Source organism: Knoellia aerolata DSM 18566, from assembly GCF_000768695.1.
Lineage (GTDB): Bacteria > Actinomycetota > Actinomycetes > Actinomycetales > Dermatophilaceae > Knoellia > Knoellia aerolata.
Genome location: NZ_AVPL01000012.1, coordinates 18063 through 44139, shown reverse-complemented (window position 1 = coordinate 44139; position 26077 = coordinate 18063). Strand labels below are relative to the sequence as shown.

Annotated in this window: 24 protein-coding genes and 1 riboswitch; of the genes, 14 read left to right on the top strand and 10 right to left on the bottom strand. The window is 72.0% G+C overall.

The features are described 5' to 3' along the window. Positions 1 to 4 precede the first annotated feature (4 nt). Positions 5 to 1285, top strand: a complete 1281-nt coding sequence (locus tag N801_RS20645) for an HNH endonuclease signature motif containing protein (RefSeq protein WP_052112701.1) — start codon at positions 5 to 7, stop codon at positions 1283 to 1285. Positions 1286 to 1341: 56 nt separating this feature from the next. Here the strand turns inward: N801_RS20645 and N801_RS06805 are convergent, their stop codons facing one another. The 4 genes from N801_RS06805 to N801_RS06795 all read right to left on the bottom strand — a co-directional run bounded on the left by N801_RS06805 (position 1342) and on the right by N801_RS06795 (position 5188). Then, a complete protein-coding gene (locus N801_RS06805; protein WP_169744219.1) occupies positions 1342 to 2214 on the bottom strand; it encodes a hypothetical protein in 873 nt (290 codons plus the stop codon). Between the two features lie 308 nt (positions 2215 to 2522). Beyond that, positions 2523 to 2975: a hypothetical protein gene (locus N801_RS06800; RefSeq protein ID WP_156996564.1), complete on the bottom strand. Its 453-nt coding sequence runs from the start codon at positions 2973 to 2975 to the stop codon at positions 2523 to 2525. A gap of 431 nt (positions 2976 to 3406) precedes the next feature. Continuing rightward, the gene (locus N801_RS20640) at positions 3407 to 4006 is read right to left on the bottom strand and encodes a DUF6318 family protein (protein ID WP_211254680.1); all 600 of its coding nucleotides are present in this window, start codon (positions 4004 to 4006) and stop codon (positions 3407 to 3409) included. Between the two features lie 261 nt (positions 4007 to 4267). After that, complete coding sequence (locus N801_RS06795) at positions 4268 to 5188, bottom strand: oxygenase MpaB family protein (protein ID WP_035935310.1); 921 nt, start codon at positions 5186 to 5188, stop codon at positions 4268 to 4270. 106 nt (positions 5189 to 5294) lie between these two features. Here N801_RS06795 and N801_RS06790 point away from each other — a divergent pair, with 106 nt between their 5' ends. From N801_RS06790 to rocD, 5 genes are all read left to right on the top strand, one after another. Next, positions 5295 to 6008, top strand: coding sequence for a SprT-like domain-containing protein (locus tag N801_RS06790; RefSeq protein ID WP_035935362.1), 714 nt, complete (start codon positions 5295 to 5297; stop codon positions 6006 to 6008). A 101-nt stretch (positions 6009 to 6109) separates the two neighbouring features. Then, entirely contained in the window at positions 6110 to 6637 is a 528-nt protein-coding gene (locus tag N801_RS06785) for a maleylpyruvate isomerase family mycothiol-dependent enzyme (protein WP_035935307.1), read from the top strand. A gap of 72 nt (positions 6638 to 6709) precedes the next feature. Next, entirely contained in the window at positions 6710 to 6898 is a 189-nt protein-coding gene (locus N801_RS20635) for a hypothetical protein (protein ID WP_156996560.1), read from the top strand. 45 nt (positions 6899 to 6943) lie between these two features. Next, positions 6944 to 7624, top strand: coding sequence for a pyridoxamine 5'-phosphate oxidase (pdxH, locus tag N801_RS06780; protein ID WP_035935304.1), 681 nt, complete (start codon positions 6944 to 6946; stop codon positions 7622 to 7624). Between the two features lie 51 nt (positions 7625 to 7675). Beyond that, positions 7676 to 8908, top strand: coding sequence for an ornithine--oxo-acid transaminase (rocD, locus tag N801_RS06775; protein WP_084108413.1), 1233 nt, complete (start codon positions 7676 to 7678; stop codon positions 8906 to 8908). A 44-nt stretch (positions 8909 to 8952) separates the two neighbouring features. Here rocD and N801_RS19630 read toward each other — a convergent pair whose 3' ends face one another. After that, complete coding sequence (locus N801_RS19630) at positions 8953 to 9630, bottom strand: cobalamin B12-binding domain-containing protein (protein ID WP_156996558.1); 678 nt, start codon at positions 9628 to 9630, stop codon at positions 8953 to 8955. A gap of 96 nt (positions 9631 to 9726) precedes the next feature. Between N801_RS19630 and N801_RS06765 the strand changes: the two genes are divergently transcribed. Continuing rightward, a complete protein-coding gene (locus N801_RS06765; RefSeq protein ID WP_035935298.1) occupies positions 9727 to 10560 on the top strand; it encodes a TspO-related membrane protein in 834 nt (277 codons plus the stop codon). A gap of 122 nt (positions 10561 to 10682) precedes the next feature. Here N801_RS06765 and N801_RS06760 read toward each other — a convergent pair whose 3' ends face one another. Further along, positions 10683 to 11570: an alpha/beta fold hydrolase gene (locus N801_RS06760; protein WP_035935293.1), complete on the bottom strand. Its 888-nt coding sequence runs from the start codon at positions 11568 to 11570 to the stop codon at positions 10683 to 10685. A gap of 71 nt (positions 11571 to 11641) precedes the next feature. Between N801_RS06760 and N801_RS06755 the strand changes: the two genes are divergently transcribed. Together N801_RS06755 and N801_RS06750 are read left to right on the top strand one after the other, a co-directional pair. Then, a complete protein-coding gene (locus tag N801_RS06755; RefSeq protein WP_035935290.1) occupies positions 11642 to 12004 on the top strand; it encodes a hypothetical protein in 363 nt (120 codons plus the stop codon). After that, entirely contained in the window at positions 11997 to 12434 is a 438-nt protein-coding gene (locus N801_RS06750; RefSeq protein ID WP_052112699.1) for a hypothetical protein, read from the top strand. The genes N801_RS06755 and N801_RS06750 overlap by 8 nt, the downstream gene beginning before the upstream one ends. On the opposite strand, the gene mgrA is transcribed toward N801_RS06750, so the two are convergent. After that, on the bottom strand, positions 12403 to 13449 hold the full coding sequence (gene mgrA, locus N801_RS06745) for an L-glyceraldehyde 3-phosphate reductase (RefSeq protein WP_156996556.1): 1047 nt from the start codon (positions 13447 to 13449) through the stop codon (positions 12403 to 12405). The genes N801_RS06750 and mgrA overlap by 32 nt on opposite strands. Positions 13450 to 13535: 86 nt before the next feature. Then, positions 13536 to 13650, top strand: a riboswitch (SAM riboswitch). Between the two features lie 15 nt (positions 13651 to 13665). Here mgrA and N801_RS06740 point away from each other — a divergent pair. The 3 genes from N801_RS06740 (at position 13666) to N801_RS06730 (ending at position 16697) form a co-directional block, all read left to right on the top strand. After that, positions 13666 to 15003 carry a bifunctional o-acetylhomoserine/o-acetylserine sulfhydrylase gene (locus N801_RS06740; protein ID WP_035935283.1) on the top strand — a complete coding sequence of 446 codons (1338 nt, stop codon included), beginning with the start codon at positions 13666 to 13668 and terminating at the stop codon, positions 15001 to 15003. A 204-nt stretch (positions 15004 to 15207) separates the two neighbouring features. Further along, a complete protein-coding gene (locus N801_RS06735) occupies positions 15208 to 15495 on the top strand; it encodes a WXG100 family type VII secretion target (protein WP_035935279.1) in 288 nt (95 codons plus the stop codon). Next, the gene (locus tag N801_RS06730) at positions 15492 to 16697 is read left to right on the top strand and encodes a putative T7SS-secreted protein (protein ID WP_035935275.1); all 1206 of its coding nucleotides are present in this window, start codon (positions 15492 to 15494) and stop codon (positions 16695 to 16697) included. The genes N801_RS06735 and N801_RS06730 overlap by 4 nt, the downstream gene beginning before the upstream one ends. 24 nt (positions 16698 to 16721) lie before the next feature. Here the strand turns inward: N801_RS06730 and N801_RS06725 are convergent, their stop codons facing one another. The 3 genes from N801_RS06725 to N801_RS06715 are packed head-to-tail and all read right to left on the bottom strand — an operon-like array spanning position 16722 to position 21237. Next, positions 16722 to 19367 (bottom strand): multicopper oxidase domain-containing protein, encoded by a 2646-nt coding sequence (locus tag N801_RS06725; RefSeq protein ID WP_035935273.1) that lies wholly within the window; start codon positions 19365 to 19367, stop codon positions 16722 to 16724. Next, positions 19364 to 20506 carry a DUF8744 domain-containing protein gene (locus N801_RS06720; protein WP_052112698.1) on the bottom strand — a complete coding sequence of 381 codons (1143 nt, stop codon included), beginning with the start codon at positions 20504 to 20506 and terminating at the stop codon, positions 19364 to 19366. Before N801_RS06720 ends, N801_RS06725 begins: the two co-directional genes overlap by 4 nt. Next, complete coding sequence (locus N801_RS06715; RefSeq protein WP_211254679.1) at positions 20500 to 21237, bottom strand: helix-turn-helix transcriptional regulator; 738 nt, start codon at positions 21235 to 21237, stop codon at positions 20500 to 20502. The genes N801_RS06720 and N801_RS06715 overlap by 7 nt, the downstream gene beginning before the upstream one ends. Positions 21238 to 21305: 68 nt before the next feature. On the opposite strand from N801_RS06715, the gene N801_RS06710 reads away from it, so the two are divergent. Then, positions 21306 to 22109 (top strand): DUF2249 domain-containing protein, encoded by an 804-nt coding sequence (locus N801_RS06710; protein WP_211254678.1) that lies wholly within the window; start codon positions 21306 to 21308, stop codon positions 22107 to 22109. 60 nt (positions 22110 to 22169) lie between these two features. Further along, positions 22170 to 26027, top strand: a complete 3858-nt coding sequence (gene hrpA, locus N801_RS06705) for an ATP-dependent RNA helicase HrpA (RefSeq protein ID WP_052112697.1) — start codon at positions 22170 to 22172, stop codon at positions 26025 to 26027. Positions 26028 to 26077: the final 50 nt, after the last annotated feature.

Sequence of the window (26077 nt, the reverse complement as noted above, 5' to 3'; positions counted from 1 at the left end):
GCGTGTGTGGGCGCTCAGCGACGACGAGCTGGGGTCGGCCGTGGGGGAACTCGGTGCGTTGAGCGCCAATGTCGAGGCCCACCTGTTCGCCGTCGTCGCCGAGGCGCGCCGTCGCGGACTGGGCACGGCCGACGGGTGGGGTCCCACCGACTGGACCCGCGCGATGGCTCCGCAGCTGGCCAGTCGTACCCACGCCGACCTCGACGTCATGGGTGCAGCCGCCGACGAGCCGCGACTGAAGGAGGTCACGGACGCGGTCATGGATGCCGCATCCTCGGCTGACGATCGGGTGGGCGCCGCGCAGGGTGAAAGTGGGACTGCCGGAGTTGGGTACTTGCCGCTGGGCAAGGCCGCCCAGATCGTGCGGTTTCACCGCAGCGTGCGGGGACTGGCCGACGCGACGGAGCTGGAGGGGGTCACCGAGGTGCTGCTGCACAGCGCACGGGGCGCCGACGGGCTCGGCGAGCGGCAGCTGGCCACGGCGATCCGGTACGCGGGCCAGGTGCTGCGACCCGACAAGGAGGCAGAGGATGACGCTGACCGTCGTCGGGCGCACCGCTCGCTCATTAAGGGCAAGGGGCCGCTCGGCCTCGCGCGATACATCCTGCTGCTCGACGAGGAAGGCGCTGCCATCGTCGACGCCGCCGTCGACGCGCTCGCGAAGCCGCGGCGAGACGAGGACACCGGTGAGCGGGACCCTCGCACCCCGGCCGCACGCCGCGCCGACGCCCTTCTCGACCTCATCCAGCGGGCGGTCGGCGCCCCGGACGGTGTGCCTCGACAGGCCAAGACGAGTGTGTCGTTGACGATCGACTACGAGACCCTCGCAGGGAGGTGCCGGGGCGCGGGAGTCACGATGGAGGGCGAGGTTCTCACGCCCGCCACGGTGCGCCGCCTCGCCTGCGATGCTCTGATCATCCCCGTAGTCCTCGGCTCCCGTGGAGAGGTGCTCGACCAGGGTGAGGCGCAGCGGCTGTTCACCCGTCCGCAGATCCGCCACCTCTGGCTGCGCGACGGCGGATGCACCTTCCCCGGATGCTCCAAGCCGGCGGCCTGGACGGATGCGCATCACCTCGTCCACTGGGTCGACGGCGGTCCGACGGACATCGGCAACGCCGCGCTCCTTTGCCGGGCGCACCACACGGTCGTCCACAGCAACCGATACGCGGGCCGGGTCGTGGAAGGGGCGCGCGGTCCACGCGTCGAGTGGGACCTGTCCGTCGACTCCTATGACCGTGCGGCCGCTGAGGTCCCGCATCGGGCTGGCACCCGCCGACGACAGTGACCCTGCCCCGCACCCCGCCACGGCGGGGTCGTCGGCGTGGCGCGATCCTGCGTCGACTAGCGGCTCTCGGCACCCTCAACGGCGTTGGGGTCCTCAGGGTCGGGCGCATCCTCTGGGTCGCTCATGGATTGGACGGCACGCAGGATCGCTGGGGCGCTCGGTTGCGTCTGAGGGACCTCCCACGACTCCCACGGCCCGAGGTCCTCGGCGAACGGTGTCCGCCACGCGCAGTGCCCCAATGTCGCGATGACGAAACGGTCGAGCGACATGCCGTACCTGGTGGCGCGACGGTTGAACTCTGCATAGAGGGACTCCGGCATGCCGGCGACGACGAACGACACGACATCGCCCGCGTCCCAAGCCGCAGCATCGTCGAAGACGTGCGCCCGTGAATGCTCCGACAGGACATCGTGCAACAGCTCGATCAGCGGGCTCACCGGCGTTCGGAACAGCTCGGGATCCTCGATCAGGCCGTGGCTGACGGCTCGGTTGAGCTCGGCCTCGCGGTTCGGCTCCGCGACGTCCGACCACCACGCTTCGTCACGGATGTGTCTGCCCAGGATGGCCCGCACCCGCTGCTCCTGTGCCGGGGTGGAACCGACACCGTCGGACAGCGCCTCGATCCGCACCCGTCCGCGTTCGACGGTGAGCGCCAACAACGCCCCGGCTGGGACGTCGGGCATCCACCCCGGCGGCCCCACGAGGGCGGGGTGCCCGAACTCGGCGGCGGTGAGCGCGCCGCCGGTGACCAGGGGAATTGGGTCCAACGCGGCGCACACGAGGAGGGGCAAGAGCGAGACGTTGGTCCACAGGTCCGTCCGCCCGGTCGTCGCGGCCTCCACCCTATGGGTGAGCGTCTGTCCGTCGAGGACGTCGAGCAACCGGCAGATCCGGCCGTCCGGCATTCCCACCAAGAGAGTCGTGGACATGACCGTGTCGATCAGCCTCTCCCTCGTCACCCGGGCATCCCGAAGCTCGGTGCGCAGTCGTCGCGCGAGCCAGTCGATCGGAAGTGGACCCGAGGCCAGGACGCGAAAGGCCGTCGACAGCAGGTCATGGGGCGCGAAATCGTCGGCTTCGTGATTCATCCGAACACTCTGGCCGATCGCTGCGGCGCACCCGCTGAGTTGTCCACAGGCTTGGACGTGCACCGAGGCTGAAGTGCGCAGTGCCGCAACGCCATCGGATCCGATCCTCGTGCGACCTCCATCATCCCAACGCAGCAAGATGTTCGGGGTCAGTTCTGGTAGAGCCGCGCCCTCGCCTCGGCCACGGTGAGGTTGGAGGGTGTGCCCTGGATGGTCACCGTGTCCGGGATGGTGATCCAAGCGCCCCCGTCGACCCGGAAGCGGCCGGAGTACGTCGCGTTGATCTGGACGGGCGCGACCATCTTGCTGCGGTACGTGTGGATGACGTCACCCGTGGGGTGCGGTCCGCCGAGGGTCTTGACCGGTCCGAGGGCCTCGCCGTCGCCAAAGATGTACGTGGCACTGACGAAGACCGGCTCGATGTCGACTCGGCGCCCCACCAAGGTCGTCGAGTCCGGCTCGCCGGGTTCGAAACCTCGGGCCGGCCACCTCAGCTCGTAGTACGTCGGCAGGTTCACCAGCGTCGTCAGCCCGACGGGCTGGATGGACGCTGTCGGTCTGGCGAACGTCGTCTTGTGGAACTCATCGAGAATCATCCGCATCGTCAAAGCGTTGTTCGCCCCTGGCACTAGGGAAGCTAGGCACGTGTAGTCGATCCGGTCCCAGGTGGCACCAGCGACGGGGGAGCCGGTCCGGTCCACTTCCATCCGCCACACCCAGACGGCGGGTCCCGCGGTGGCACCGACGGTGCGACCTCCGTTGCATACGGCGAACTCGGAAGTGCAGCTTGGCTGGCTGGGGTTCCCCAGCCCCGGTGGCGCGGTTGTGCAGTACGACGTTGAGGCGAACTTGTACCAAGGCGGTTTGCTTGGAGCGGTGGCCGAGCCATGAAATGCGGCGCCGAGCGTTGCCAGGTCCTGGGCTGACAAGCCGTTGACCACCGAACCATCGTCGTCGGTCTCGCCCAAGAAGGAGGGATCGTCAGCGGCTGCGGGCCCTACCCCTAGGAACGAGAAGAGCAACAGGCCACACGTTAGGACTGCGGCGCGGCCAGACCTTGCATTACCCATTGCTCCCCCTTTCGACTGAGCAAAGCGATCCGGACGGCCGAACTGGCTTTCTGCGACTCGACGACCTTCCCAGACGAATCCACAACGCTGACGGCGTTTTGGGCGAGCGTAAAACTCACGCGGTACTGGCCAAGTGAATCAGCGCCCAAGGACTTGACGTCTCTTAAGGGTTTGAACGGGGCGGGCTTAACGCGCTGACCCTTCGCCGCGTACTGCACCGGGTTGTCGGCCAGATTCGAACAACTTCGACATGACGGTGAAGAAAGCGCCGGGATGAGGCTGGGATTCGGAGTCATGAAGGCTTCATTCACTCGGTCGAACCAGAAGCGCACGAAGGCGATGGCCCCGGCGTCGGTGTTGGCGCGTGCTGCTGCGGGGATATTGATCGAGGCGGTCGTGCTGGGGCTGGGCGTTGCTGTCACCGATGGCGACGCGCTGCTTGCTGCAACCGAGGGAGTCGACGGGCTCGTTGCCGTGGGACTGGCACTTGGCTCTTCCTCGCCACCGTTGCAGCCCGCAAGAGCCAGCGTGACCACGGTCGCTGCGGACACGGCATACGTCATGCGTGCGCGGGTCGTCATCGTGAGGAAACCCCTCCATCGAGCGGTGCCTCGGAGCCGCCCAGGTGCCCCCGAGGCATCAAGTTCTGCCATCAAGGTTAGGGATTCCGCCCGGTTCCGCCACCCCCCAACGGGACCTGACGCCCAGAGACACCCCGGCTCAGCGGCTGACGACCGAGCACGACCAGCACGAACACTCACGTGACCGAGTGTGCCCAGAAACGCGGATTCGACCGTGGAGTTGTCCCCAGGTCGCCGCCCGACTCAGCGCGTCCGAGCCGCAGCCGCGACCGTGCGCACGTCGGCGGGGTCGGTCATCGCCCACCGCACCGTCGCCGTCGCGGCATCCCCGATCGGCCGCGCAAGCATCATCTCCGTGACCGGCAGCCACGGCAGGCGCAACGGCCGACGCGCCCAGCGGGGGAGCAGGGCGACGGCACCGGCAGCGAGGGCGGCATACCCGGCCTTGGCGGCCAGCGGCAGCGGCGGGTGCAGGAGCAGGAAGCGCGCGGCTTCGCGCGACGCGGCCGTGGACTCGAGCTCGGGCCGGTAGGCCTCGATCATCGCGGCCAGCGCGGCCGTCGTCAGCGGCGGATCCACGACGCCCAGGCGCCGGGCCACGACCGCCGTCTGCTCGACGTAGAGGTCGGCCTCGGTCTCCGTGAGCGGCTCAGCTGCATACCGCTGGAACGCGGTGAGGAAGCTGTCGACCTCCGTGATGTGGACCCAGCGGAGCAGGTGCGGGTCGCTCGCGGCATACGGGCGTCCGTCCTCGGCCTTGCCCCGCACGCGCTCGTGGATCGACCGCACTCGCGCGATCTGCGTCTCCGCGTGCTCGATCGTCCCGAACGTCGTCGTCGCGAGGAACTCGCTCGTGCGCTGCAGCCGTCCCCACGGGTCGCCCTTGAAGCCGGAGTGTCCAGCGACGCCGGCCATGGCGAGCGGGTGCAGGGACTGGAGGAGCAGGGCGCGTATCCCGCCGGGGAACATCGCGGCGTCGGCGTGCACACGCCAGACCGGGTCCTCGGGCGTGAACCAGCGTTCGCCTTCAGCGCCCCAGATCACCCGGGCCTTGGCAGCGGCGTCGTCGCCGGCGACCCGCGAACGCAGGGCATGCGCGAGCTGCGTCCGGGCGCGAGCGTCCCAGCGGTCGGGGTTCACGCTCGTGTCGTCGCGGGACGCCATCACTCACTCCTCGGGGCAGATGTGACAAACCCTATACACGATCCCTGACAGGTGGCTGGGAGTGTGCCGAGAGGGACTGTCAGTGGTCGCTGGCAGCATCATCGGTATGGAGATCACGGCAGCCCTCACGCTCGGGCGCCGCCTGCTGCGCGAGCACGGGCTGGGCGACTGGAGCATCCGCACCGACCGCGCCAAGACCCGAGCGGGCGTATGCCGTTTCGGCACCCACACGATCTCCCTCAGTGCTGCGCTCACGCACCTCCACGACGAGGAGGAGGTGCGCGACACGATCCTGCACGAGATCGCGCACGCCCTGGTCGGACCCTTCCACGGTCACGACGACGTCTGGCGCGCCAAGGCCATCGAGATCGGCTGCACGGGCCAGCGCACCGTGCCGTCGACCGCGCCCCGGCTCGAGGGGCCGTGGCGCGGCGTCTGCCCGGAGGGGCACGTCTCCACCCGGCACCGACGGCCCACGCGCGTCCTCAGCTGCTCTCAGTGCAGCACCGCGTTCGACTCCACGTCGGTGATCTCGTGGACCTACCGCGGGCGGCGGGTCGCCATGGGCCAGGCCTACCGCGCCGAGCTCGAGGCACTCACCGGTCGCGTCACGGTCGGCGCGTCGACGGCGCCGGCCGCACCGGCGGCTCCCGCACTCGCGCTCGGGTCGGTGGTGCGTATTGTCACCGCCGGTCCGCTGCGTGGCTCCGTCGGCGAGGTCGAGGCGGCGTACGCGACGCGCAGCCAGGTCCGCGTCGACGGGGAGCTGTATGCCGTCCCCAACGACGCGCTCGAGCTCGCCCCCAGCCTCGCGAGCTGACCGCCCCCCGGGCCCTCGGGGTCCCTGGCGCGTGGCCTCGACGGTGTCCGGCCCCGTCGCTAGCGTGGGGAAGTCAGACCGCCCTCCACGGAAGGTTCGTCATGGATGCCCAGCCCGATGTCGTCGCCCTGCTCTCCCGGGCGATCGACCAGACCGAGAGCCTGCTCGCGGACGTCTCGCCGGACGACTACGACAAGCCCTCGACGTGCAGCGACTGGACCGTGGGCGATCTCGTCCAGCACGTCGCCGCGTCTCCCCGCAACTTCGTCGACATGTTCGCCGGCAAGGACGTCGACTGGACCAACCCACCTTCTCTGGGTGACGACCCGGCCGCGGACTTCCGGTCGGGTGCGGACGAGCTGCTCACACAGCTGCGCTCGCAGGAGGGCGGTGGGTCGCCGAGTGCTGCCCTGCCCGAGTTCGCCGTCCATGCGTGGGACCTCGCGCAGTCGACCGGCAGCTCGCGCCCGCTCGACGACGAGGTCGCCAAGCACGCCCTCGCCTTCATGAGCAACAACCTCACCCCCGAGAACCGCAGCGGGGTGTTCGCACCCCCCGTGCACATCGACGACGACAGGTCGGTCCAGGACCGCTTGGCGGCCTTCGCCGGACGTACGCCTCCGGACTGATTTCGCGAAAGCGACCCCGACCTGCGGCTTTGCCCCTACGCTGCGGACCACGTCGACGAAGGGGTATGAGCCATGAGTCAAGCGCCCGAGGGCCTGTACCAGCTGCCCGATGGAGTGAACCAGAACTGGAACGGGTCGCACTGGGTGCCCGGCCCGGAAGCCGGTGCGTTGACGGCTGCCGAGCCGATGGTGGACACCCCTCGTCGGTGGTCCTGGTCCGACTGCTCGTTCGCGTCGGGGTGGCGGCGCGACCGCAGCTAGCCCCACCCGCGCAGGATCGGCGCTTGGCACTCCTATGCTCGGCCCATGAGTGACGTCACCCGAGTGGACTACGACGGCGAAGGCCTGTCCGAGGAGCACGTCGCCCCGACCCCGTGGCAGCAGGCGCAGCGCTGGGTCGACGACGCCGTCGAGCGGTCGCACGCCCGCGACGACGTGCCCGAGCCGTACGCCCTGTCGGTGGCCACCGTGGACGCGTCCGGCGCACCCAACGTCCGCACCGTCCTCATGCGCTTCTTCGACGAGCGCGGACCGGGCTTCCTCACCAACACCGACTCCACCAAGGGCGTCGAGCTCGCCGGCAACCCCGCCGTCGCCGCGTCGCTGACGTGGCCGTCGATGTACCGCGCCGTGCGCTTCCGGGGTCGCGCCGAGCTGCTCGACCGAGACGAGGTCGCCACCTACTTCGCGACCAGGCCGTGGGGCTCGCGCATCTCCGCGTGGACCTCGCGCCAGTCGCAACCGGTGACGTCGCGCGCCGAGCTCGAGACGGCATACGAGACGTATGCCGCCCGCTGGCCGGACCGGGGCACCGCGGACGACGTGCCGCTCCCGGACTTCTGGGGCGGTTACCGGATCGTCTGCGACGAGGTCGAGTTCTGGGGTGGGCGACGCAACCGGCTGCACGACCGGCTCGTCTTCACCCGGACCGCGGAGGGGTCGCTCGACGACGCCTCGGCGTGGGTGCTGGGGCGTCGTCAGCCCTGACCGGGCGCCGTTACGCTGGGCGGGACCATCGACGAAGGAGCAGCACCCGCCATGACGCCCGAGCAGACCGGCACCACCCCGGCCGTGAGCACCGAGCAGCACATCGAGATGACCGAGCGCTACGCGGCGCACAACTACCACCCGCTGCCGGTCGTCCTCGCCAGCGGCGAGGGTGCCTGGGTCACCGACGTCGACGGCAAGCGCTACCTCGACTGCCTCGCCGGCTACTCCGCCCTCAACTTCGGTCACTCGCACCCGCAGCTCGTCGAGCGGGCCCGCCAGCAGGTCGGCACCCTGACCCTGACGAGCCGCGCCTTCTTCAACGACCAGCTGGGCCCGTTCGCGCAGGCCCTCGCCGAGCTCACCGGCAAGGACATGGTCCTCCCGATGAACTCGGGCGCCGAGGCCGTCGAGACCGCGATCAAGGTGAGCCGCCGCTGGGGCTACGAGGTCAAGGGCGTGCCCGAGGACCAGGCCAACATCATCGTCATGGAGGGCAACTTCCACGGCCGCACGACGACGATCATCAGCTTCAGCGACGACAAGGTCGCCCACGACAACTACGGTCCCTACACGCCCGGCTTCCGCGCGGTGCGCTACGGCGACATCGACAGCCTGCGCGCCGCGATCGACGACTTCACCGTGGCCGTCCTCTTCGAGCCGATCCAGGGTGAGGGCGGCGTCGTCGTCCCGCCCGAGGGCTTCCTGCGCGAGCTGCGCGCGGTCTGCACCGAGGAGAACGTCCTCATGGTCGCCGACGAGATCCAGTCCGGTCTCGCGCGCACCGGCACGACCTTCGCGTGCGACCTCGAGGACGTCGTCCCCGACATGTACGTCCTCGGCAAGGCCCTCGGCGGCGGCCTCTACCCCGTCTCCGCCGTCGCCGCGAACACCGACGTGCTCGGCGTCATCACCCCCGGCTCGCACGGGTCCACCTTCGGTGGCAACCCGCTCGCTGCCGCGATCGGACACGAGGTATGCCGTCTGCTCGCCACCGGTGAGTACCAGGAGCGCGCGCGTCGGCTGGGTGCGCGACTGCTCGCCGGGCTCGAGCCGCTCGTCGGCCACGGGCTCGACGCCGTCCGGGTGCGTGGACTCTGGGCCGGCCTCGACGTCACGCCGGGCGGCCCGACCGGGCGCGAGCTGTGCGAGCGCCTCATGGAGCGCGGCATCCTCGCCAAGGACACCCACGGCATGACGATCCGACTGGCCCCGCCGCTCGTCATCACCGAGGACGAGGTCGACATGCTCGTCGCGGCCGTCAGGGAGTCGCTCACCGCGTGAGCTGAGGGCCTCGCGTGAGGCGAGCGGACGGCATACGCCGTCGGTCAGGCCGAGACGGTCAGGCCGACGGCGTCACCGCGGTGCCAGCGGACGACCTGCGCGAGGGACCGCCGCATGTCGGCGGGCAGCAGGGTGGCGTTGACGCGCTCCGCGAGGTCGGCGTCGGCGCCGGCGCCCCCGATGGCGAGCGGGTAGTGCCGGGCGAGCACCCTCAGCGCCCCGCCGTGCGCCTCGAACACCCGGCTGCGGGTGGCGGACACGATGACGCCGGACGCACCGACGACGCGGCACACGTCGGCCAGCCCGGGCAGGGGCGTGTCGGAGCCGAGGAAGCGGGACGGTACTCCGGCCCCCACGAGCAGGACGTGGAAGCAGAGCAGGCCGAGGTCGTGCCGCTCACCCGGCGGGCAGGCCAGCACGACCGGGTCGATGGCGGTGGCGGTGGCCGTGGCCGACGTGTCGGCATCGGACAGGGCGACGCTGTTGAGCCACGACCGGACCACCTGGCTGGCGAAGTGCTCCGTCGCGACCGTGCAGTCGCCACGCTCCCACGCCCGTCCCACGGCGTTGAGGAACGGCAGCACGACGTCGGTCACGACGACGGCCACGCCGAGGTCCCGCGCCTGCTGACGGAGCTCGGCGCGCAGGGCGCGCTCGTCCATGGTCTGGGCCGCGGCGAGCATCGCGTCGACCGGAGTCGGCGCAGCGAAAGTCAAAGTCACCCCCGAAGTGTAGGTGCTCCGAGTCCTCACCTGCGGTTATGCCGTGAGACGGGTACGTCCAGGCCGTTCCGCAGCCGCGGATGGCAGGGTGGGGGCATGAGCTCCTCGGATCGCACCCGGCAGGTCGGCGTCACCCTCGCCGAGATCTTCTGCGTCATCGGCACGCTCGTCGGGGTCGGGGTGATCGGCACCCGGGTGGAGGAATCGGGCGGGGGATCGCTGTCGGCGGACGCGACGCTGCTCGCCCCCGCGGGGCCGGCGTTCTCGATCTGGTCGGTCATCTACGTGGGGCTCGCCGCCTACACGGTGTGGCAGTGGCTCCCCGCCGCCGGTCGCAGCGAGCTGGCCCGGCGGACCGGGTGGCTGTTCGCGGGATCGATGGTGCTCAACGCCGCGTGGCTGCTCGTCACCCAGCAGGACTGGATCTGGCTCAGCGTCGTCGTCATCCTCGCGCTCCTGCTCGTGCTCGCCCGGCTCGCCCTCGAGCTCGCCTCGACGCCCGACGACGCCGCCGACCCCGTCGGGACGTGGATCGTGCGGCTCACCGCGGGGCTCTACCTCGGCTGGGTCGCCGTCGCGACGTTCGCCAACATCGCGGCGGCACTGGCGAACAGCGGTTTCGAGCTCACCGGTGGCGCTGTCGCCGTGGGCGTGGCGCTCCTGGCGCTGGTGGTGGTCGTCGCGCTCGCGGTGTCCCTGCTTCGGCTGGCGCCCACCCGGCTGGGTGTCGCCGCCGCGGTCGTGTGGGGTCTGGGCTGGTTGGCCTGGGGGCGGTTCGCGGATGAGCCGCGCTCAGCCGTCGTGGGAATGGCGGCCGTGCTCGCGGCGGTGGCCGTGGCTGCTGCGGCGGTCGTGCTGACCCGCGGCGAGCGCTCCTCGCCGGCGCGGCCCGAGCGCGTCAGCAACGAGTCGGACCCGGCCATCCGCTGACCCGAGCCGGCGAGCGGCGGCGCGGCCGGCATACCGGCGTGTCGCGTGCCGAACGGGGGAATTGGCGAGTTGGGCGCGGGGGCATATCGGCGTGTCGCGTGCCGAACGGGGGAATTGGCGAGTTAGGCGCGGCGGGCGTTCTGGGCGATCGCGTCGGCCATCTCGGCGCGGCGGCCGCGGGGCAGGTCGTGGCCCATCTCGGGGAAGAGCAGGAGGCGCGACCCCGGGATCGCCCGGGTCGTCGCCACACCGCCGCTGGGCAGGACGAGCTGGTCCATCAGCCCGTGGATGACGAGGGTCGGGACCTTCACCTCGGCCAGCCGGGCCGTCCGGTCCGGCGAGGCGTTGATCGCGTTGAGCTGGCGGTCACGGCTCACCGCCGTCTGCGTGCCCCGGGCGGCGTGCGCCTCGGCCATGCGGCGCATCTCGTCCTCGTCGAAGTCGTGCCCGGCGATGACCCGGAACGCCTGCACGCCACGCTCGATGGCCTCCTCGCGCGTCGCCGGCGCGGCCGCCCGGATCTGGCGCATGAGCGCCGGCAGCAACCGCGCAGAGGTGCGCCCGTGCCGGCGGTGCCCGGTGTTCGACATGATCGAGGTGAGCGACCGGACCCGCTCGGGGTACTTGAGGGTCAGCTCCTGCGCGACCATCCCGCCCATGGACACCCCGACGACGTGGGTCGACTCGATCCCGAGGTGGTCGAGCAGCCCGGAGGCGTCGTCGGCGAGGTCGCTCAGCGTGTAGTCCGCGATGGCCCAGCGGCGGGCCGCCAATCCCTTGGCCACCGCGCCCCGGGTCGGCGGGGGAGTGTCGGTGAACGTCGACAGCCCCTGGTCGCGGTTGTCGTAGCGGATCACCCGGAAGCCCCGCTCCACGAGCATCTCGACGAAGTCCGGCGGCCACGCGACGAGCTGCGCGCCCATCCCCATGATGAGGAGCATCGGCTCGCCGTCGTCGGGTCCGTCGATGACGTACTCGATCCGCACGTCGCCGATCTCCGCGGAAGTCATACCGGCATCCAACCACCGCCGAACCGGCCGGTAACCGAAGGGGTGAGCAACGCGACGTAGGCTTTCGCCTCGTGCTGACCCCGCTCACCCAAGGGCTCGTCGCCGCGGCCATGCTGCTGTGCGTCGTCGCGTTGGCCTACGCGCTGTTCGACAAGCTCATCAACGACTGGCTGCTCGGCCTGGCCGCCCTCGTCGAGCTCGGCGTGCTCGTGCAGCTCGTCCGCGGACTCGTCGGCATCGGGGACCTCGACACGGGGGAGCGCAAGGCGACCTTCGCGGCATACCTCGTCACCCTCCCGTTCGTCCTCGCCCTCACCCTGTGGGGGGCCATCAAGGACAAGACGCGCTGGGCCATGAGCGCGGTCGCCGTCGGGGCGTTCGCCGTGGCCGTCATGACGCTGCGCCTGCAGCAGATCTGGGACATCCATGCCTGAGCAGCTGCACCCGGCGCGCGGCCCCGGTCGCATCCTCGTCGCCGTCTACGGCGTCCTCGCGCTCGCCGCGACGGGGCGCTCGATCCTCCAGATCGCCGAGTACTTCTCGCGGGCGCCGCTCGCCTACCTGCTCTCCGCGCTGGCCGCGCTCATCTACGTCGTCGCCACGGTCGGGATGGTGCGCGGCGACCGCGCGAGCACGCGGGTCGCCCTGCTCGCCTGCACGGTCGAGCTCGTCGGGGTGCTCGTCGTCGGGGCGTTGTCGTATGCCGTCCCCGACGCCTTCCCGGACAAGACCGTCTGGTCGCACTTCGGTTCCGGGTACGGCTACGTGCCGCTGGTCCTGCCGGTGCTGGGCATCTGGTGGCTCAACCGCGTGCGCTCGGCGACGCGACACCCTAGTGCCCCGAGGACGTCGACCAGAGGTTGATGCCCGCGTCGACGGCGTGCTTGTCGATGGCCTTGAGCTCGGCCTCGCTGAACCGGAGGTTCTTGACCGCGAGCAGGTTGTCGTCGAGCTGCTCGACGCTCGAGGCGCCGACGAGCACCGACGTGACGCGGTCGTCGCGCAGGGCCCAGGACAACGCCATCTGCGCGAGGCTCTGACCGCGCTTCTTCGCCATCGCGTTGAGGGCACGCACGTGCTTGAGCGACTCGGGCGTGAGCAGGTCGGGGCTGAGGCTCTTGCCCTGCGAGGCGCGCGAGCCCTCGGGGATGCCCTTGAGGTACTTGCTCGTCAGCATCCCCTGTGCCAACGGGGAGAAGGCGATGCAGCCGACGCCGGTCTCGCCGAGGACGTCGAGCAGGTCCTCCTCGACCCAGCGGTTGAGCATCGAGTAGGACGGCTGGTGGATGAGCAGGGGAGTGCCCATCGACCGGAGGATCTCGACGGCGTCGCGGGTGCGCGGGCCGGAGTACGAGGAGATGCCGACGTAGAGCGCCTTGCCCTGTCGCACGAGCGAGTCGAGCGCGCCCATCGTCTCCTCGAGCGGCGTCGTCTCGTCGAAGCGGTGGCTGTAGAAGATGTCGACGTAGTCGAGGCCCATGCGCTTCAGCGACTGGTCTGCGCTGGCCAGGATGTACTTGCGGCCGCCGCCGCCCTGGCCGTACGGGCCGGGCCACATGTCGTAGCCGGCCTTGGAGCTGATGATGAGCTCGTCGCGGTAGGGCTTGAAGTCGCGGGCGAAGAGCGTGCCGAAGTTGCGCTCGGCGCTGCCGTAGGGCGGCCCGTAGTTGTTGGCGAGGTCGAAGTGGGTGACGCCCCTGTCGAACGCGCGGCGGAGGATCGCCTGCTGGCGTTCGAGGGGCACGTCGTCACCGAAGTTGTGCCACAGGCCCAACGAGATCGCGGGCAGGTCGAGACCGGACCGACCGACCCGGCGGTACGGCATACCGGCGCGGTAGCGGCCCGTGGCCGCCTTGTACTCATCGACGTGGAAGGTCATGCCGCCCATCATGCCCGGTCCGCGCCCCGTCCACGATGAGAGACGGTCGTGTCGACGGGTGGGCATCGCTGGCTACCGTTGTCGCAGGTCATGAGTGCCAGCGACAAGCCCCGGCTCGCTGGCCGGCAACCCTCCTACCGCGGTGGGGTGCCCCGGGTGAGGACCTGGCGGCACGTCGACCGGCGGCCGCAAGCACGGCACACAAGGAGCTAGGCCATGACCGACGACGCCACGTCCGGAACCCCCCACTGGTCCTTCGAGACCCGGCAGATCCACGCCGGGCAGGCCCCGGACAGCGCCACGGGCGCCCGGGCGCTGCCGATCTACCAGACGACCTCCTACGTCTTCAAGGACACCGAACAGGCGGCGAACCTGTTCGCGCTCAAGGAGTTCGGCAACATCTACACGCGGATCATGAACCCGACGCAGGACGCCGTCGAGCAGCGCATCGCCTCGCTCGAGGGCGGCGTCGGCGCGTTGCTCGTCGCCTCCGGCCAGGCGGCGGAGACGATCGCGATCCTCAACATCGCCGAGGCCGGCGACCACGTCGTCGCCTCGCCCTCGCTCTACGGGGGCACGTTCAACCTGCTCAAGTACACGCTGCCGAAGTTCGGCATCGAGGTGACCTTTGTCGAGGACACCACCGACCCCGAGTCGTGGCGCGCGGCGGTGCGCCCCAACACCAAGCTCTTCTTCGGCGAGACGATCTCGAACCCCAAGGTGGAGATCCTCGACATCGAGGCGGTCGCCGCGGTCGCCCACGAGGCGGGGGTCCCGCTCATCGTCGACAACACCGTGGCGACGCCCTACGTGCTGCGCCCACTCGAGTGGGGCGCCGACATCGTCGTCCACTCGGCGACGAAGTACCTCGGTGGGCACGGCACCACCATCGCCGGGGTCATCGTCGACGGCGGCACCTTCGACTTCGGCGCCGACCCGGAGAAGTTCCCCAACTTCAACACGCCGGAGGAGAGCTACCACGGGCTCGTCTTCGCGCGGGACCTCGGAGTCGGGGGCGCTCTCGGCGCGAACCTCGCCTACATCCTCAAGGCGCGGGTGCAGCTGCTGCGCGACCTCGGGCCGGCCGTTGCGCCGTTCAACGCCTTCCTCATCGCCCAGGGCGTCGAGACCCTCAGCCTGCGGATCGACCGGCACCTCGAGAACACCAGGGCGGTGGCGGAGTTCCTCGACGCGCACGAGCAGGTGGAGTCGGTGCGCTGGGCGTCGCTGCCCGGCGACCCGTTCTTCGAGCTCGCGGCGAAGTACACCCCGAAGGGCTCGGGCGCGGTGCTCGCGTTCGAGATCGCCGGGGGTGCGGAGGCGGGGAAGCGCTTCGTCGAGGCCCTCCGGCTGCACTCCCACGTCGCGAACCTCGGGGACGTGCGCTCGCTCGTCATCCACCCCGCCTCGACGACCCACTCGCAGGGTGGCGACGCCGACCGCCTCGCCGCCGGGGTGACGCCCGGGCTCGTCCGCCTGTCGGTCGGGATCGAGCACATCGACGACATCCTCGCCGACCTCGAGCTCGGCTTCGTCGCCGCCAAGGCCGCCTGACCCGCCCCCCGACTGATGGCGCATTCCGCTCCAGCGACCGGCACTGATTGCGCATGCCGTGTACGGAATGCGCAATCAGTCGGTCGCGCAGGAGCGGAATGCGCAATAAGTCGCAGGGCCCGGGGCGGTGCGCGGTGGGACGTCATTCGGGGGGGTGTGGACAACGGCTCGGGTGGGAGGACGGGACGTTCTAGCGTCGGGGGCATGACCCGGATGCTCATCTCTGCCGAGGTGGTCGCTGCGCTCGGTGTGTCCCTCGGTGAGGTCGCGCACGGGCTCGAGGCGACCCGCGACGGGTCGGTCGACCGCTGGGCGCTCGGTGGCGGCGAGGCCTCCGACGCGTTCGACCACCTCCTCTCCGGCTGGCGCCGCGACCGGCTGGCGCTGGCCGAGTCCCTGCGGGACCTGGGCGACAAGGCCCAGGTGGCCGGGACGGCATACGTCGAGACCGAGACGGACGTCGGGCGCATGTTCGGCGGGCCGACCCGGTGACCGGCCGGGTCCTCGCACCGGTCGAGGGCGACCCCGCGTGCGTCCGCGAGCTCGCCCGCGCCCTGCGGTCCGGCGCGGGCCGGCTCGCGCAGGTCAACGGCGTCCTCACCCGCATCAAGGCAGGAGCGTCCTGGGACAGTCCGGCCGGCGAGGTCTTCGAGGCCGCCGTGCAGCAGTCACCTCCCGTCGTCGACGCCCTCATCGACCGGTATGCCGGCGCAGCGCTCGCGCTGATGACGTTCGCCGACTCGCTCGAGGCGGTTCAGCACCGGGCCCGGGCGGCGAGCGAGAGCCACCAGGACGCGCTGCACGAGTACCGGATGCTGGAGGAGCTGGCCGTCACCGTCACCGCGGATCCGGTTGCGGCAGAGGCGGTCCGGCGCCGACAGGGGGAGACCATGGGCCGGGTGATGGAGGCCGAACGGCGCCACGCACGAGCGTGGGAGGACTTCCGGGACGCGGACCGGTACCTCGCCCGGCGCCTGCTGGCCCTGGCCGACGACGTCCTCGACGACTCGTGGCACTACTCCGCGTTCGCCCGCGCGGAGGGGTTCGCCGAGGAGCTGGCCGCGGTCCCGCCGGCGCTGCGCCGCACCTCCGTCACCGCGGCGCTCGGCACGGTCGCCGACGTCGTGGGCACGGCCAGCCAGGTCGGCCTGCTCGTGCTCTACGGCGAGGGCAGCTGGAAGCAGGTCGGGATCAACGCCGGCGCGCGCACCCTCGGTCTCGGCGCCCACGGGCTCAAGGGCGGCGCGCTGGCCGGCTCGCGCGCCACGTCCAGCCTCGCCGACGCTCGGCGCGGCTACGTCGGTGAGAGCCTGACGGCCCGTGAGCGCGTCGTCATCGGCACCCGCGACGAGCTCCACCGCGTCCACCCGCGCCTCGCCCGCACCCTCGACGGCGCCGTCCCACCCAGCCGGATGGTCGTGCCGCTGGACCCCCTGCCGGTCATGCCGGCGACGACGAACCTCCCCCTCGGGCGGAAGGCGCAGGTCTGGCGCGCGCAGGCCGGGGCGCTGGCCCGCCGCCGGGTGGACGAGGCGTTCCTCGACGACTGGCGTGCGGCCACGGCCGGGGGAGCGGGCGCCCGGCGCATGTTCGTCGCCGGGGTCACGCTCGAGCACGCCGTCCCGCCGGCCCGGTCCGCGGCCGCTGCTGCCGTGACCGATGGGGAACCCGAGCGCTCGGGCCTGCCTCGATGACCCGCCCCGGCGTCGTGTGACGGCTCAGGGGTCGGTGACCTCGAGGATCCCGTGGGCGCCGCGCTCGGCGTCGACCATGACGTGCGAGACGAACGGGTAGTGCCCCGCCTCGGGCAGGACGAGCTCGACGAACCCTCCCTGCGCCGGCATGAGCGCCAGCGCCTGCGCCCCGCCGACACCGCGCGCCCCGCCGACATCGCGCGCCCCGCCCACACCTCCCGGCCGCAGCAGCCACGCCCCCTCGCTGAAGACGGTGTCGAACTGACCGCCGACGACGTGGAAGGAGCTCGGCCGGTTCGGGCCGGCGTCGAGCACCCAGATCCGCACCCTCTCACCGACCCGCGCCGGCAGCTGGTCGTGGTCGTACTGGCTCGCGAAGCCGTTGAAGACCACCCCGTCCGGACGTTCGCCCGCGACCTTGGCCGGGTCCGCCCCGGACTCACCGAGGTAAAGCTCGGACTGGACGAGGAGGTACTCCCGGTCGACCGGCGGCAGGTCCGGCGGGTCGATGACGACCGCGCCGAACATGCCGTTGGCGATGTGCAGGGACATCGGCATCGTGCTGCAGTGGTACATCCAGATGCCCGCCCGTGTCGCCGTGAACGAGAAGGTGTGCGAGGCCCCCGGCGCGATCGTCCGCATCGGTCCGTCCGGGGCCAGCGACCCGGCGTGGAAGTCGATCGAGTGCCCGATCGACCCGTCGTTGGTCAGGGTGACGTCGAAGCGGTCACCGACCTTGCCGCGCAGGGTCGGTCCCGGGGCAGTGCCGTCGAAGGTCCACCGCTTCTGGCGCACGCCGACCCCCACCTCGCGCTCGACCTCCCGCACGGTGAGGTCGACCCGGTGCACGGTGGCCGCCGCGGCGGGTGCCAGCGTGGCATCCCGCGCACGGAAGCCGGTCGCGGGCTCGGCCATGACGTCGAGCCGGGGGACGTCGTCGGCGGCGTCGCCACCCCGCGTCCCGGTCGCTGCGTCGGACGTGCCGTGTGCGGCGTGCTCGACGGCATCGCCTCCGGTGACGACGACGGTGAAGAGCATGCCCATCTGCCGGTGCCCGGCGATCGTGCACCACCCGTCGAGGCCGCGACCGACGACCGCCACCTCGACCCGACCGCTGGCGCCGGGGGAGAGGCGACCGCTGCGTTCGCCGCTCTCGAGGGCGAGGTCGTGGACGTCGGTGTCCTGGTTGACGACCTCGATGACGAGCCGGTTGCCCGCCGCCACCGTGACCGACGCCGGGTGGAACCGCATGCCGCGGGCCTCGACCCGCACCGTGGTCGTCTCCCCGGTCGCCGCAACCTCTCCGGCGGCCGACCGACCCACCCCGCCAAGGGCCGCCGGGTCGGCGGCCACCCCTGCCGCGGTCGCGAGGACGACGGCGGCGAGTCCGACCGCAGCCATTCCGGTATGCCGCCCGCGCACCACCGCGCGCGACTCCGGGATGTGCCGCACCGGTGGGGACGCCGGAGGCTCGACGGGGCGGCGGGACCGGCGCAGCGCCCCGACGAGCAGGACGACGAACGAGGCCATCGCGCCGAGGACGAGCGTCGACACGAGGACCCTCACGAGGCTCGGCACCGGCGCCAGGCAGACGGCGAGGCCGACGTTGGTCAGCACGACGCGCGCGGCGGCGCCGCGCTCGAGGACCTGCCCGAGCTCGCGGACCCGGGCGGGACCGCCACCGAGCACGACAGGGACCAGATGGGTCAGGGCGCCGAGCAGCACCTGTGCGGCGAACCCGACCGCGAGCGGCACGGCCACGACGTGGGTCCGTTCACCCGCCGTGAACCAGTCGGGAGCCGTCGCGACCAGGGCGGTGAACCACACGAGGGTCACGACGAGCCACCCGGTCGCTGCGAGCACCGACCAGGCCGCGAACGACTGCGGCGGCTTCGCCCGGGCCGCCGACAGGGCCGGCCGCAGCGACCACAGGGCCGCCCCGAGGTAGGCCAGGGCACCGACGGCGGTCACCGTCATGAGACCCAGGAGGGCGCCGCCCAGGACGAGCAGCAGCCCGGCGACGAGGACGGGGAGGGCATGGCGCGAGGCGCGCTCGGCGCCCTCCGCCATCCGTGTCCGCAGGATGGTGGGCCACAGCGTGAGCAGGGTGCCCAGCACGGTGAGTCCCACCCAGCCGAGGATGTTGGCCGCGAGGTGGGCCACGAGCAACCGCCCGTGGAGGGCCTCGCCCGGGTGACGCGCGAGGAGGGTGCCGAGCGCGGCTCCCACCGGCAGCGCGCAGGACGCCGCGACGTAGTGGTGCACGGACGTGCCGAACCTCGCCGGCAGGGCTCGTCGCGCCATGAGTGCGAGCGAGATGCCGTGTGCCGCAACGGACCCGCCGACGACGACGGCCCCGGCGAGCGTCGCCGCCCACGTGTCCGTGACCATGCCGACGACGACGGCGGCGACACCGAGGTTGAGGGCGAGGAGCCTGCCGGCCTCGGCCCTGCGGGCGGGCGCCGACTTGAGGAGGGCATGGGCGAAGTGGGTGCTCCACACGAGGATCGCGTTGGTCACGGCGCCCAGGAGCAGCAGGTGCACCATGAGCCACCGCGCATCGGGGACGAACGGGTGGACGAGGGTCGTCACGAGGAGCAGGACGAGCCAGAGGAGCACGCCGGCGTTGGCGCCGAGGTGCCAGGCGACCCGCGGCTTGACGACGCTCACGGAGCGACCCCGGTGAGCGGTCGCTCGACGTCGCCACGGGAGCTCGCGGCGGGTCCCACGCTCTGCGTGGGCAGGTGGCGGTTCGGGCGGGGGGCGGTGGCGGCCGACCAGAGGAGGACGGCGACGAGGCAGAGGACGGCGGCGACGTTGAGGGCGCCGCCGACCTCCCGGGCCAGTCCCCAGCCGCGGGCGTCACCACCGACGACCCTCACGAGGAGCGACGCGTGCAGCAGCACGGCCGGCACGTAGAGGGCGGAGTGGTAGGGGAGCGCGACCCGGAGCACGGCGGGGAGGATCACGGGTGCGTGCGCCATGATCATCGACAGGGTGAAGCCCAAGAAGACGGCGTGGACGGCCGCGTCGTAGGCCGGGCCCTCGAGCACCGGACCCGCGAGCAGCCACAGTGCACCTGCCACCGTGAGCCACGCGTACCCGGCGAGGAGGCAGACGGCCGCGAACCGTGGCAGACCGGTCGAGCGGACCGTGCGTCGGGCGACGTCGTGGGTGGCGAGCCAGCCGACGAGCACCAGCAGGGCCAGCCCGAACACGGGATGGCCGACACCCGGCCACAGCAGCCCGACCACCGCGGCGAGGGTGAGGGTGACCGACGAGAGCAGGACCGGGCCGCTGCGCGCCAGGTCGATCCGGGCGAGCTCGAGGCGCTCCCCGGCGATGGTGAGGACGACGAACCCGGCCAGCCACGGCAGGAGGCGGGGGACGGGCACGTCCCCGAGCCAGAGGATGACCGCGCCCAGGGCGAGGACGGCGCCCAGGGCCTGGACGACGACCGCCTCGTCGCGCTGGCGCCGCCACAGCGCGGCGTAGACGAGGCAGAGTGCGCCGCTGCCGGCGACGAGCAGGACCTGGCCGGCGCGGGCGGTGCCGGGAGGGACGATGAGCAGCCCGCCCACACCGAGCAGGGCGGGGGCCGCGTATCCCGGACGACGCCGCAGGGCGACCGCGCGCTCGAGGGAGATGAGGGTCCCGACGAACCCGAGGACGAGAAGCATCCCGTGGACGTCCGGTAGCCGCTCCGAGACCGGGACGGCGGGCAGGTCGAGCAGCTGCAGCCCGGCGTCGAGGCCGAGCAGCAGGGCGACGGCCCCGGGGAGGAGGAAGGGCAGGCGGCGCATCAGCATCTGTCGCTCCGCCCCGGCGCACCCATGTGGAGCAGGCAGGAACCGGCTTCGGCGAAGGGCACCAGGGTGACCTCGCCGGTCTCGGCGCCCCAGGCGCGCAGAGCCCCTCGCACGATGCCGAGGTGCACCGAGCAGACGACGTCCGGCTGCTCACGCGCGGCCTCGAGCAGCGGGCACTGCCGGAGCCGGACCTCGCTCGCACGGTCGTCCGCGTCCGGTGCGAAGCCCAGGCCGTCGAGCACGCCGACGACCCCGCGCCGTGCGGCAACGGCGCCCCGTGGACGAGGGCGCACCGCGTCGGCCAGCCGGTCGCCCCACGCGTGACCGGCCGTCGCGGCCTCCTCACGGGCGTCCTCGCTCGTGCGCGCGAGCTGCATCGCCAGCGCGGTGGCGAGGCCGGCGTACTCCGGTGAGCCGGACGCGGCAGCCGGCACGGCGGCATACAGCCACGCCGGTCGGCCCCGTCCGGAAGCCGCCGCCCGCGAGCGTTCGGCGAGCCCAGCCTCGACGAGTGCGTCCAGGTGCTCGCGCAGCGTGTTGGGGTGGTGACCGGTCGCCTCGGTGAGGGCGGCGACGGTGACCGGTGCGTCCTGCTGCTCGAGGGTGGCCAGCACGGCCGCCGCAGCCCGTCCGGGCGCCTCGTGCGTCCGGCTGCCCCCGGCAGGACTCGGGCCGAAGCCGGCTGCCATGCGCTCGGGGAGGGTGGCCGGTGACGCGGTTGGATTAATCACGGAAAGAAGTGTATTAAATAGGTATCGGCACCGCCAGCGGGGTGGCGCCCAGCCCAGGAAGGCCGGCCGTGGACACCATCGTCGTCGCCAGCACCGTCGAGGACTCCAACGCCGTGGAGGCGGTCAAGCAGCACCACGCCCAGATGGCGGGTGCGCTCGCCACCCACGTGACCCGTATCGCCGAGGCGCCGGACGACGCGGCCGCCCTCTCGGCTCGCGACGACCTCGTCCACTGGGCCGAGCACGACCTCGTGCCGCACGCGAAGGCCGAGGAGTCGGCGATGTACCCGCTCGCCCACGCCGACGAGCGGGGACGTCTCCTCGTCGAGGCGATGCTCGTCGAGCACCGGCTCATCATCGGGCTCGTGGGGTCGCTGCGCTCCGCACCCGACCGCGTCCACGCCGCCGCCGAGGCCCGCGCCCTGGGGGTGACCTTCGACAGCCACCTCGCCAAGGAGAACGACCAGATCCTCCCCCTGCTGGCGTCGAACCCGGAGGTCTCGCTCGCCGGGGCGCTGGAGGGCATGCACGACCTGCTCGGCGGCCACGAGGGCCACGACCACGCCGAGGAGGTGCCGGCAGCCGACGGCGGCTCCTGCGGGGGCGGCTGCGCGTGCGGTGAGAGTGACGGGCCCGACCTGCCCGAGCTCGACGCGCGCTCCGTGCCGCACGCCATCCGCCACTCGACGATCTTCGGCGCGCTCGACGCCGTGCGTCCCGGTGGCGGGCTCGTCCTCGTCGCGCCGCACGACCCGCTGCCGCTGCTGCGCCAGCTCGAGGACCGGGAGCCGGGCGCGTTCACCGTGGACTACCTCGAGCGTGGGCCCGAGGCATGGCGGCTCAGGCTTCAGCGCGTCGCCGCGTCTGCCTGAGGCGGCACCGCCTCGACGACGGGGCGTGAGCCGGCACGCTCCCGACCTATCCTTGGGCGCGTGCCAGAGTCCGGAGTCGCAGCCGCGGAGGCGGGCGCAGACGCAGCCGCCGGCCGTGGCCCCGTCGACCCCGCCCTGCTGAGGTACCCCGAGCAGCTCCCCGTCGTCGAGCGGCGCGACGACATCCTCGCCGCCCTGCGCGAGCACCAGGTCGTCGTCATCGCCGGGGAGACCGGCTCGGGCAAGACCACCCAGATCCCGAAGATGTGCCTCGAGCTCGGCCTCGGGAGCGCCGGACAGATCGGCCACACCCAGCCTCGTCGGATCGCGGCCCGCTCGGTCGCCGAGCGCATCGCCGAGGAGATGGAGGTCGAGCTCGGCGACCTCGTCGGCTACCAGGTGCGCTTCACCGACCACAGCAGCGACCGCACGCGGGTCAAGGTCATGACCGACGGCATCCTCCTCGCCGAGATGCAGCGCGACCGCGACCTGCGCCGCTACGACACGATCATCATCGACGAGGCCCACGAGCGCTCCCTCAACATCGACTTCATCCTCGGCTACCTCAAGTCGCTCCTCCCGCGCCGACCCGAGCTCAAGGTCGTCATCACCTCGGCGACGATCGACCCCGCCCGGTTCGCCCGGCACTTCTCGACCGACCTACGCGGCACCGTCGTGCGCGAGGTCCCCGTCATCGAGGTCTCCGGCCGCACCTACCCGGTCGAGGTCCGGTACCGGCCGCTCGTCGAGCGGGCCGAGGGCGGCGAGGTCACCGAGGAGCGCGACCAGGTGACGGCCGTCTGCGACGCCGTCGAGGAGCTGTGGACCGAGACCCCGCCCGGGCACAGTGCCACCGACATCCTCGTGTTCTTCTCCGGGGAGCGCGAGATCCGCGACGCCGCCGACGCCCTCGGCGCCATGAACCTGCCCCGGACCGAGATCCTCCCGCTCTACGCGCGGCTCTCCGCCGCCGAGCAGCACCGCGTCTTCCGCCGGGGGAGCGGGCGCCGGATCATCCTCGCCACCAACGTCGCCGAGACCTCGCTGACCGTGCCCGGCGTTGGTTACGTCATCGACACCGGCACGGCCCGCATCTCGCGCTACTCCCAGCGCACCAAGGTCCAGCGCCTCCCCATCGAGCCCATCTCGCAGGCCAGTGCCGCGCAGCGCTCCGGTCGGTGCGGACGCGTCGCCGACGGCATCGCGGTCCGCCTCTACGCGGAGGAGGACTTCGCGAGCCGGCCCGAGTTCACCGAGCCGGAGATCCTGCGCACCTCGCTCGCCTCGGTCATCCTCCAGATGACGGCGCTGGGTCTCGGCGACATCGCCCGCTTCCCGTTCGTCGACGCACCCGACGCGAAGCAGATCGCCGACGGCGTCCGGCTCCTCGAGGAGCTGCACGCCCTGCGCGAGGGGGAGGGGAGGCGCGGCGAGAGGCGGCTCACGGCATACGGGAAGACCCTGGCCCGGCTGCCGCTCGACCCCCGTCTCGGCCGGATGCTCATCGAGGCCGGCCGGCTGGGCTGCACCAAGGAGGTCCTCGTCATCGTCGCCGCGCTGTCCATCCAGGACCCGCGCGAGCGACCCGTCGACAAGGAGGCGCAGGCGCAGCAGCAGCACGCCCGCTTCAAGAGCGAGACGTCCGACTTCGCCGGCTTCCACGCCCTCTGGCGCTACCTCAAGGAACAGCAAAGGGCGTTGTCCAGCAGCGCCTTCCGGCGCATGTGCAAGGCCGAGTTCCTCCACTACCTGCGGATCCGCGAGTGGCAGGACCTCCACCAGCAGCTCCGCTCCGCGTGCAAGTCGGCGCGGATCGACCCCGAGCTGACGACCGCCTCGGAGGGTGGCGAGCCCGACTGGGACCGCGTCCACCAGGCGCTGCTCGCGGGCCTCCTGTCGCACGTCGGCGTCCGGGACGAGCAGAAGCGGGAGTATGCCGGCGCGCGCGGTTCCCGTTTCGGCATCAACCCCGGGTCGGGCCTGTTCCGCAACCAGCCGGACGTCGTCATGGCCGCGGAGCTCGTCGAGACCACCCGCCTGTGGGCCCGCGTCAACGCCGCCATCGACCCGCTGTGGGCCGAGGAGCTCGGCGCGCACGTCGTCAAGCGGACGGTCTCCGAGCCGCGCTGGTCGAAGTCCGCCGGCGCCGTCGTGGCCTCCGAGCGGGTGACCCTCTACGGCGTCCCGCTCGTGGTCGACCGCACGGTGCAGTACTCGCGGATCAACCCGGAGGAGGCGCGCGACCTCTTCATCCGGCACGCGCTCGTCGAGGGCGACTGGGACACCCACCACAGGTTCTGGAAGGCCAACACGGCTCTGCTGCAACGCCTCTCGGAGCTCGAGGAACGCGCCCGCCGCCGCGACCTCATCGTCGACGACGAGGTCGTCTTCGCCTTCTACGACGCTCGCATCCCTCGCGACGTCACGTCCGTGCGCCACTTCGACACGTGGTGGCGCGGGGAGCAGCGACGTCACCCGGACCTGCTGACCTTCACCGAGGAGCTCCTCACCCGCGAGGACGCCGACGCGGTCTCCGCCGGTGACTACCCGCGCACGTGGCGGCAGGGCGACCTCGAGCTCGACCTCACCTACCAGTTCTCGCCGGGCGACGACGCCGACGGCGTGACGGTCCACATCCCGACGGCGGTCCTCAACCGGGTCACGTCGGCCGGGTTCGACTGGCAGGTGCCCGGGCTGCGGGAGGACCTCGCCGTCGCCCTGCTCAAGTCGCTGCCCAAGGCCACCCGCCGACACTTCGTGCCGACGCCCGACCACGCCCGCGCCGCGCTGGTCGGCGCCGAGCAGGCCTCGGGACGCTCGTTCACCGACGAGCTCGCACGGGTGCTCCGCGACCGGACCGGGGTGGGCATCGCACCCGACGAGTGGGACTGGGGCCGGGTGCCCGACCACCTGCGCCCGACGTTCGCGGTCGAGGGGCCGGGCGGCCGCCTGGTCGCCCGCGGCAAGGACCTCGACGCGCTGCGGCCGACCTCGCAGGGTGCCGTCCGCCAGCGGCTCGCCAAGGCGGGCGCGTCGATCGAGCGCTCGGGACTCACCACGTGGACCGTGGACGTCGTGCCCCGCACGTTCGAGGGGCGCTCTGCCGGACACACCGTCCAGGGTTTCCCCGCCCTCGTCGACGAGGGGACGTCGGTGTCGCTTCGCGTCCTCGACGACGCCGGCCAGGCCGAGGCCGCCCACCGCGCGGGGGTGCGCCGGCTGCTGCTGCTCAACACCACCGCTCCGTGGAAGCGCGTCCTCGCCAGGCTGACAAACGCCCAGAAGCTCGCGCTCGGCCAGAACCCGCACGGCTCCGTGCCCGCCCTCCTCGAGGACTGCCTCGCCGCGGCCGTCGACTCGATCGTCGCCGAGCAGGCCCGGGCGGACGTGCGCACCCGGGCCGAGTTCGACACCGCCCACACCGCGGTGCGCACCCATGTCGTCACCCGGGTCCTCCAGGTCATCGAGGCGGTCGAGCCGGTGCTGGCGCTGGCCGCGGACGTGCGCCGCCACCTCGACGCCGTCGACTCCGGCGCCGCGGCCCGCACCCTGGCCCTCACCAGTGCCGACGTGCGCGCGCAGCTGGACGGGCTCGTGCGCCCCGGCTTCGTCGCCGACAGCGGCCTGGCGCGGATGCCGCACCTGCACCGTTACCTCCGCGCGATGCTCCAGCGGCTCGAGAAGGCGCCGGCGAACGCGCGGGAACCCCAGCTGCAGGCGCAGGTCGACGGCGTCGAGACGGCATACGCCGACCTCCTCGACGCGCTCCCGGCGACGGCACGTCGCGCGTCCGAGGTGAGCGACATCGGCTGGATGATCGAGGAGCTGCGGGTCAGCCTGTTCGCGCAGTCGCTCGGGACCGCCCACCCGGTGAGCGAGAAGCGCGTGCGGCAGGCCATCGCCGCCGTGAGCCGATGACCCGACGCGTTGGGGGAATCTCCACGGCGACCCACACGTTCCATCCAGAC

Bases quoted from the DNA above. Each gene is read 5' to 3' on its own strand.
- N801_RS06805 (WP_169744219.1), bottom strand. From the start codon at position 2,214: ATGTCCACGACTCTCTTGGTGGGAATGCCGGACGGCCGGATCTGCCGG.
- N801_RS06800 (WP_156996564.1), bottom strand. From the start codon at position 2,975: ATGCGGATGATTCTCGATGAGTTCCACAAGACGACGTTCGCCAGACCG.
- N801_RS20640 (WP_211254680.1), bottom strand. From the start codon at position 4,006: ATGACGTATGCCGTGTCCGCAGCGACCGTGGTCACGCTGGCTCTTGCG.
- N801_RS06795 (WP_035935310.1), bottom strand. From the start codon at position 5,188: ATGGCGTCCCGCGACGACACGAGCGTGAACCCCGACCGCTGGGACGCT.
- N801_RS06790 (WP_035935362.1), top strand. From the start codon at position 5,295: ATGGAGATCACGGCAGCCCTCACGCTCGGGCGCCGCCTGCTGCGCGAG.
- N801_RS06785 (WP_035935307.1), top strand. From the start codon at position 6,110: ATGGATGCCCAGCCCGATGTCGTCGCCCTGCTCTCCCGGGCGATCGAC.
- N801_RS20635 (WP_156996560.1), top strand. From the start codon at position 6,710: ATGAGTCAAGCGCCCGAGGGCCTGTACCAGCTGCCCGATGGAGTGAAC.
- pdxH (WP_035935304.1), top strand. From the start codon at position 6,944: ATGAGTGACGTCACCCGAGTGGACTACGACGGCGAAGGCCTGTCCGAG.
- rocD (WP_084108413.1), top strand. From the start codon at position 7,676: ATGACGCCCGAGCAGACCGGCACCACCCCGGCCGTGAGCACCGAGCAG.
- N801_RS06765 (WP_035935298.1), top strand. From the start codon at position 9,727: ATGAGCTCCTCGGATCGCACCCGGCAGGTCGGCGTCACCCTCGCCGAG.
- N801_RS06760 (WP_035935293.1), bottom strand. From the start codon at position 11,570: ATGACTTCCGCGGAGATCGGCGACGTGCGGATCGAGTACGTCATCGAC.
- N801_RS06750 (WP_052112699.1), top strand. From the start codon at position 11,997: ATGCCTGAGCAGCTGCACCCGGCGCGCGGCCCCGGTCGCATCCTCGTC.
- mgrA (WP_156996556.1), bottom strand. From the start codon at position 13,449: ATGACCTTCCACGTCGATGAGTACAAGGCGGCCACGGGCCGCTACCGC.
- N801_RS06740 (WP_035935283.1), top strand. From the start codon at position 13,666: ATGACCGACGACGCCACGTCCGGAACCCCCCACTGGTCCTTCGAGACC.
- N801_RS06735 (WP_035935279.1), top strand. From the start codon at position 15,208: ATGACCCGGATGCTCATCTCTGCCGAGGTGGTCGCTGCGCTCGGTGTG.
- N801_RS06720 (WP_052112698.1), bottom strand. From the start codon at position 20,506: ATGCTGATGCGCCGCCTGCCCTTCCTCCTCCCCGGGGCCGTCGCCCTG.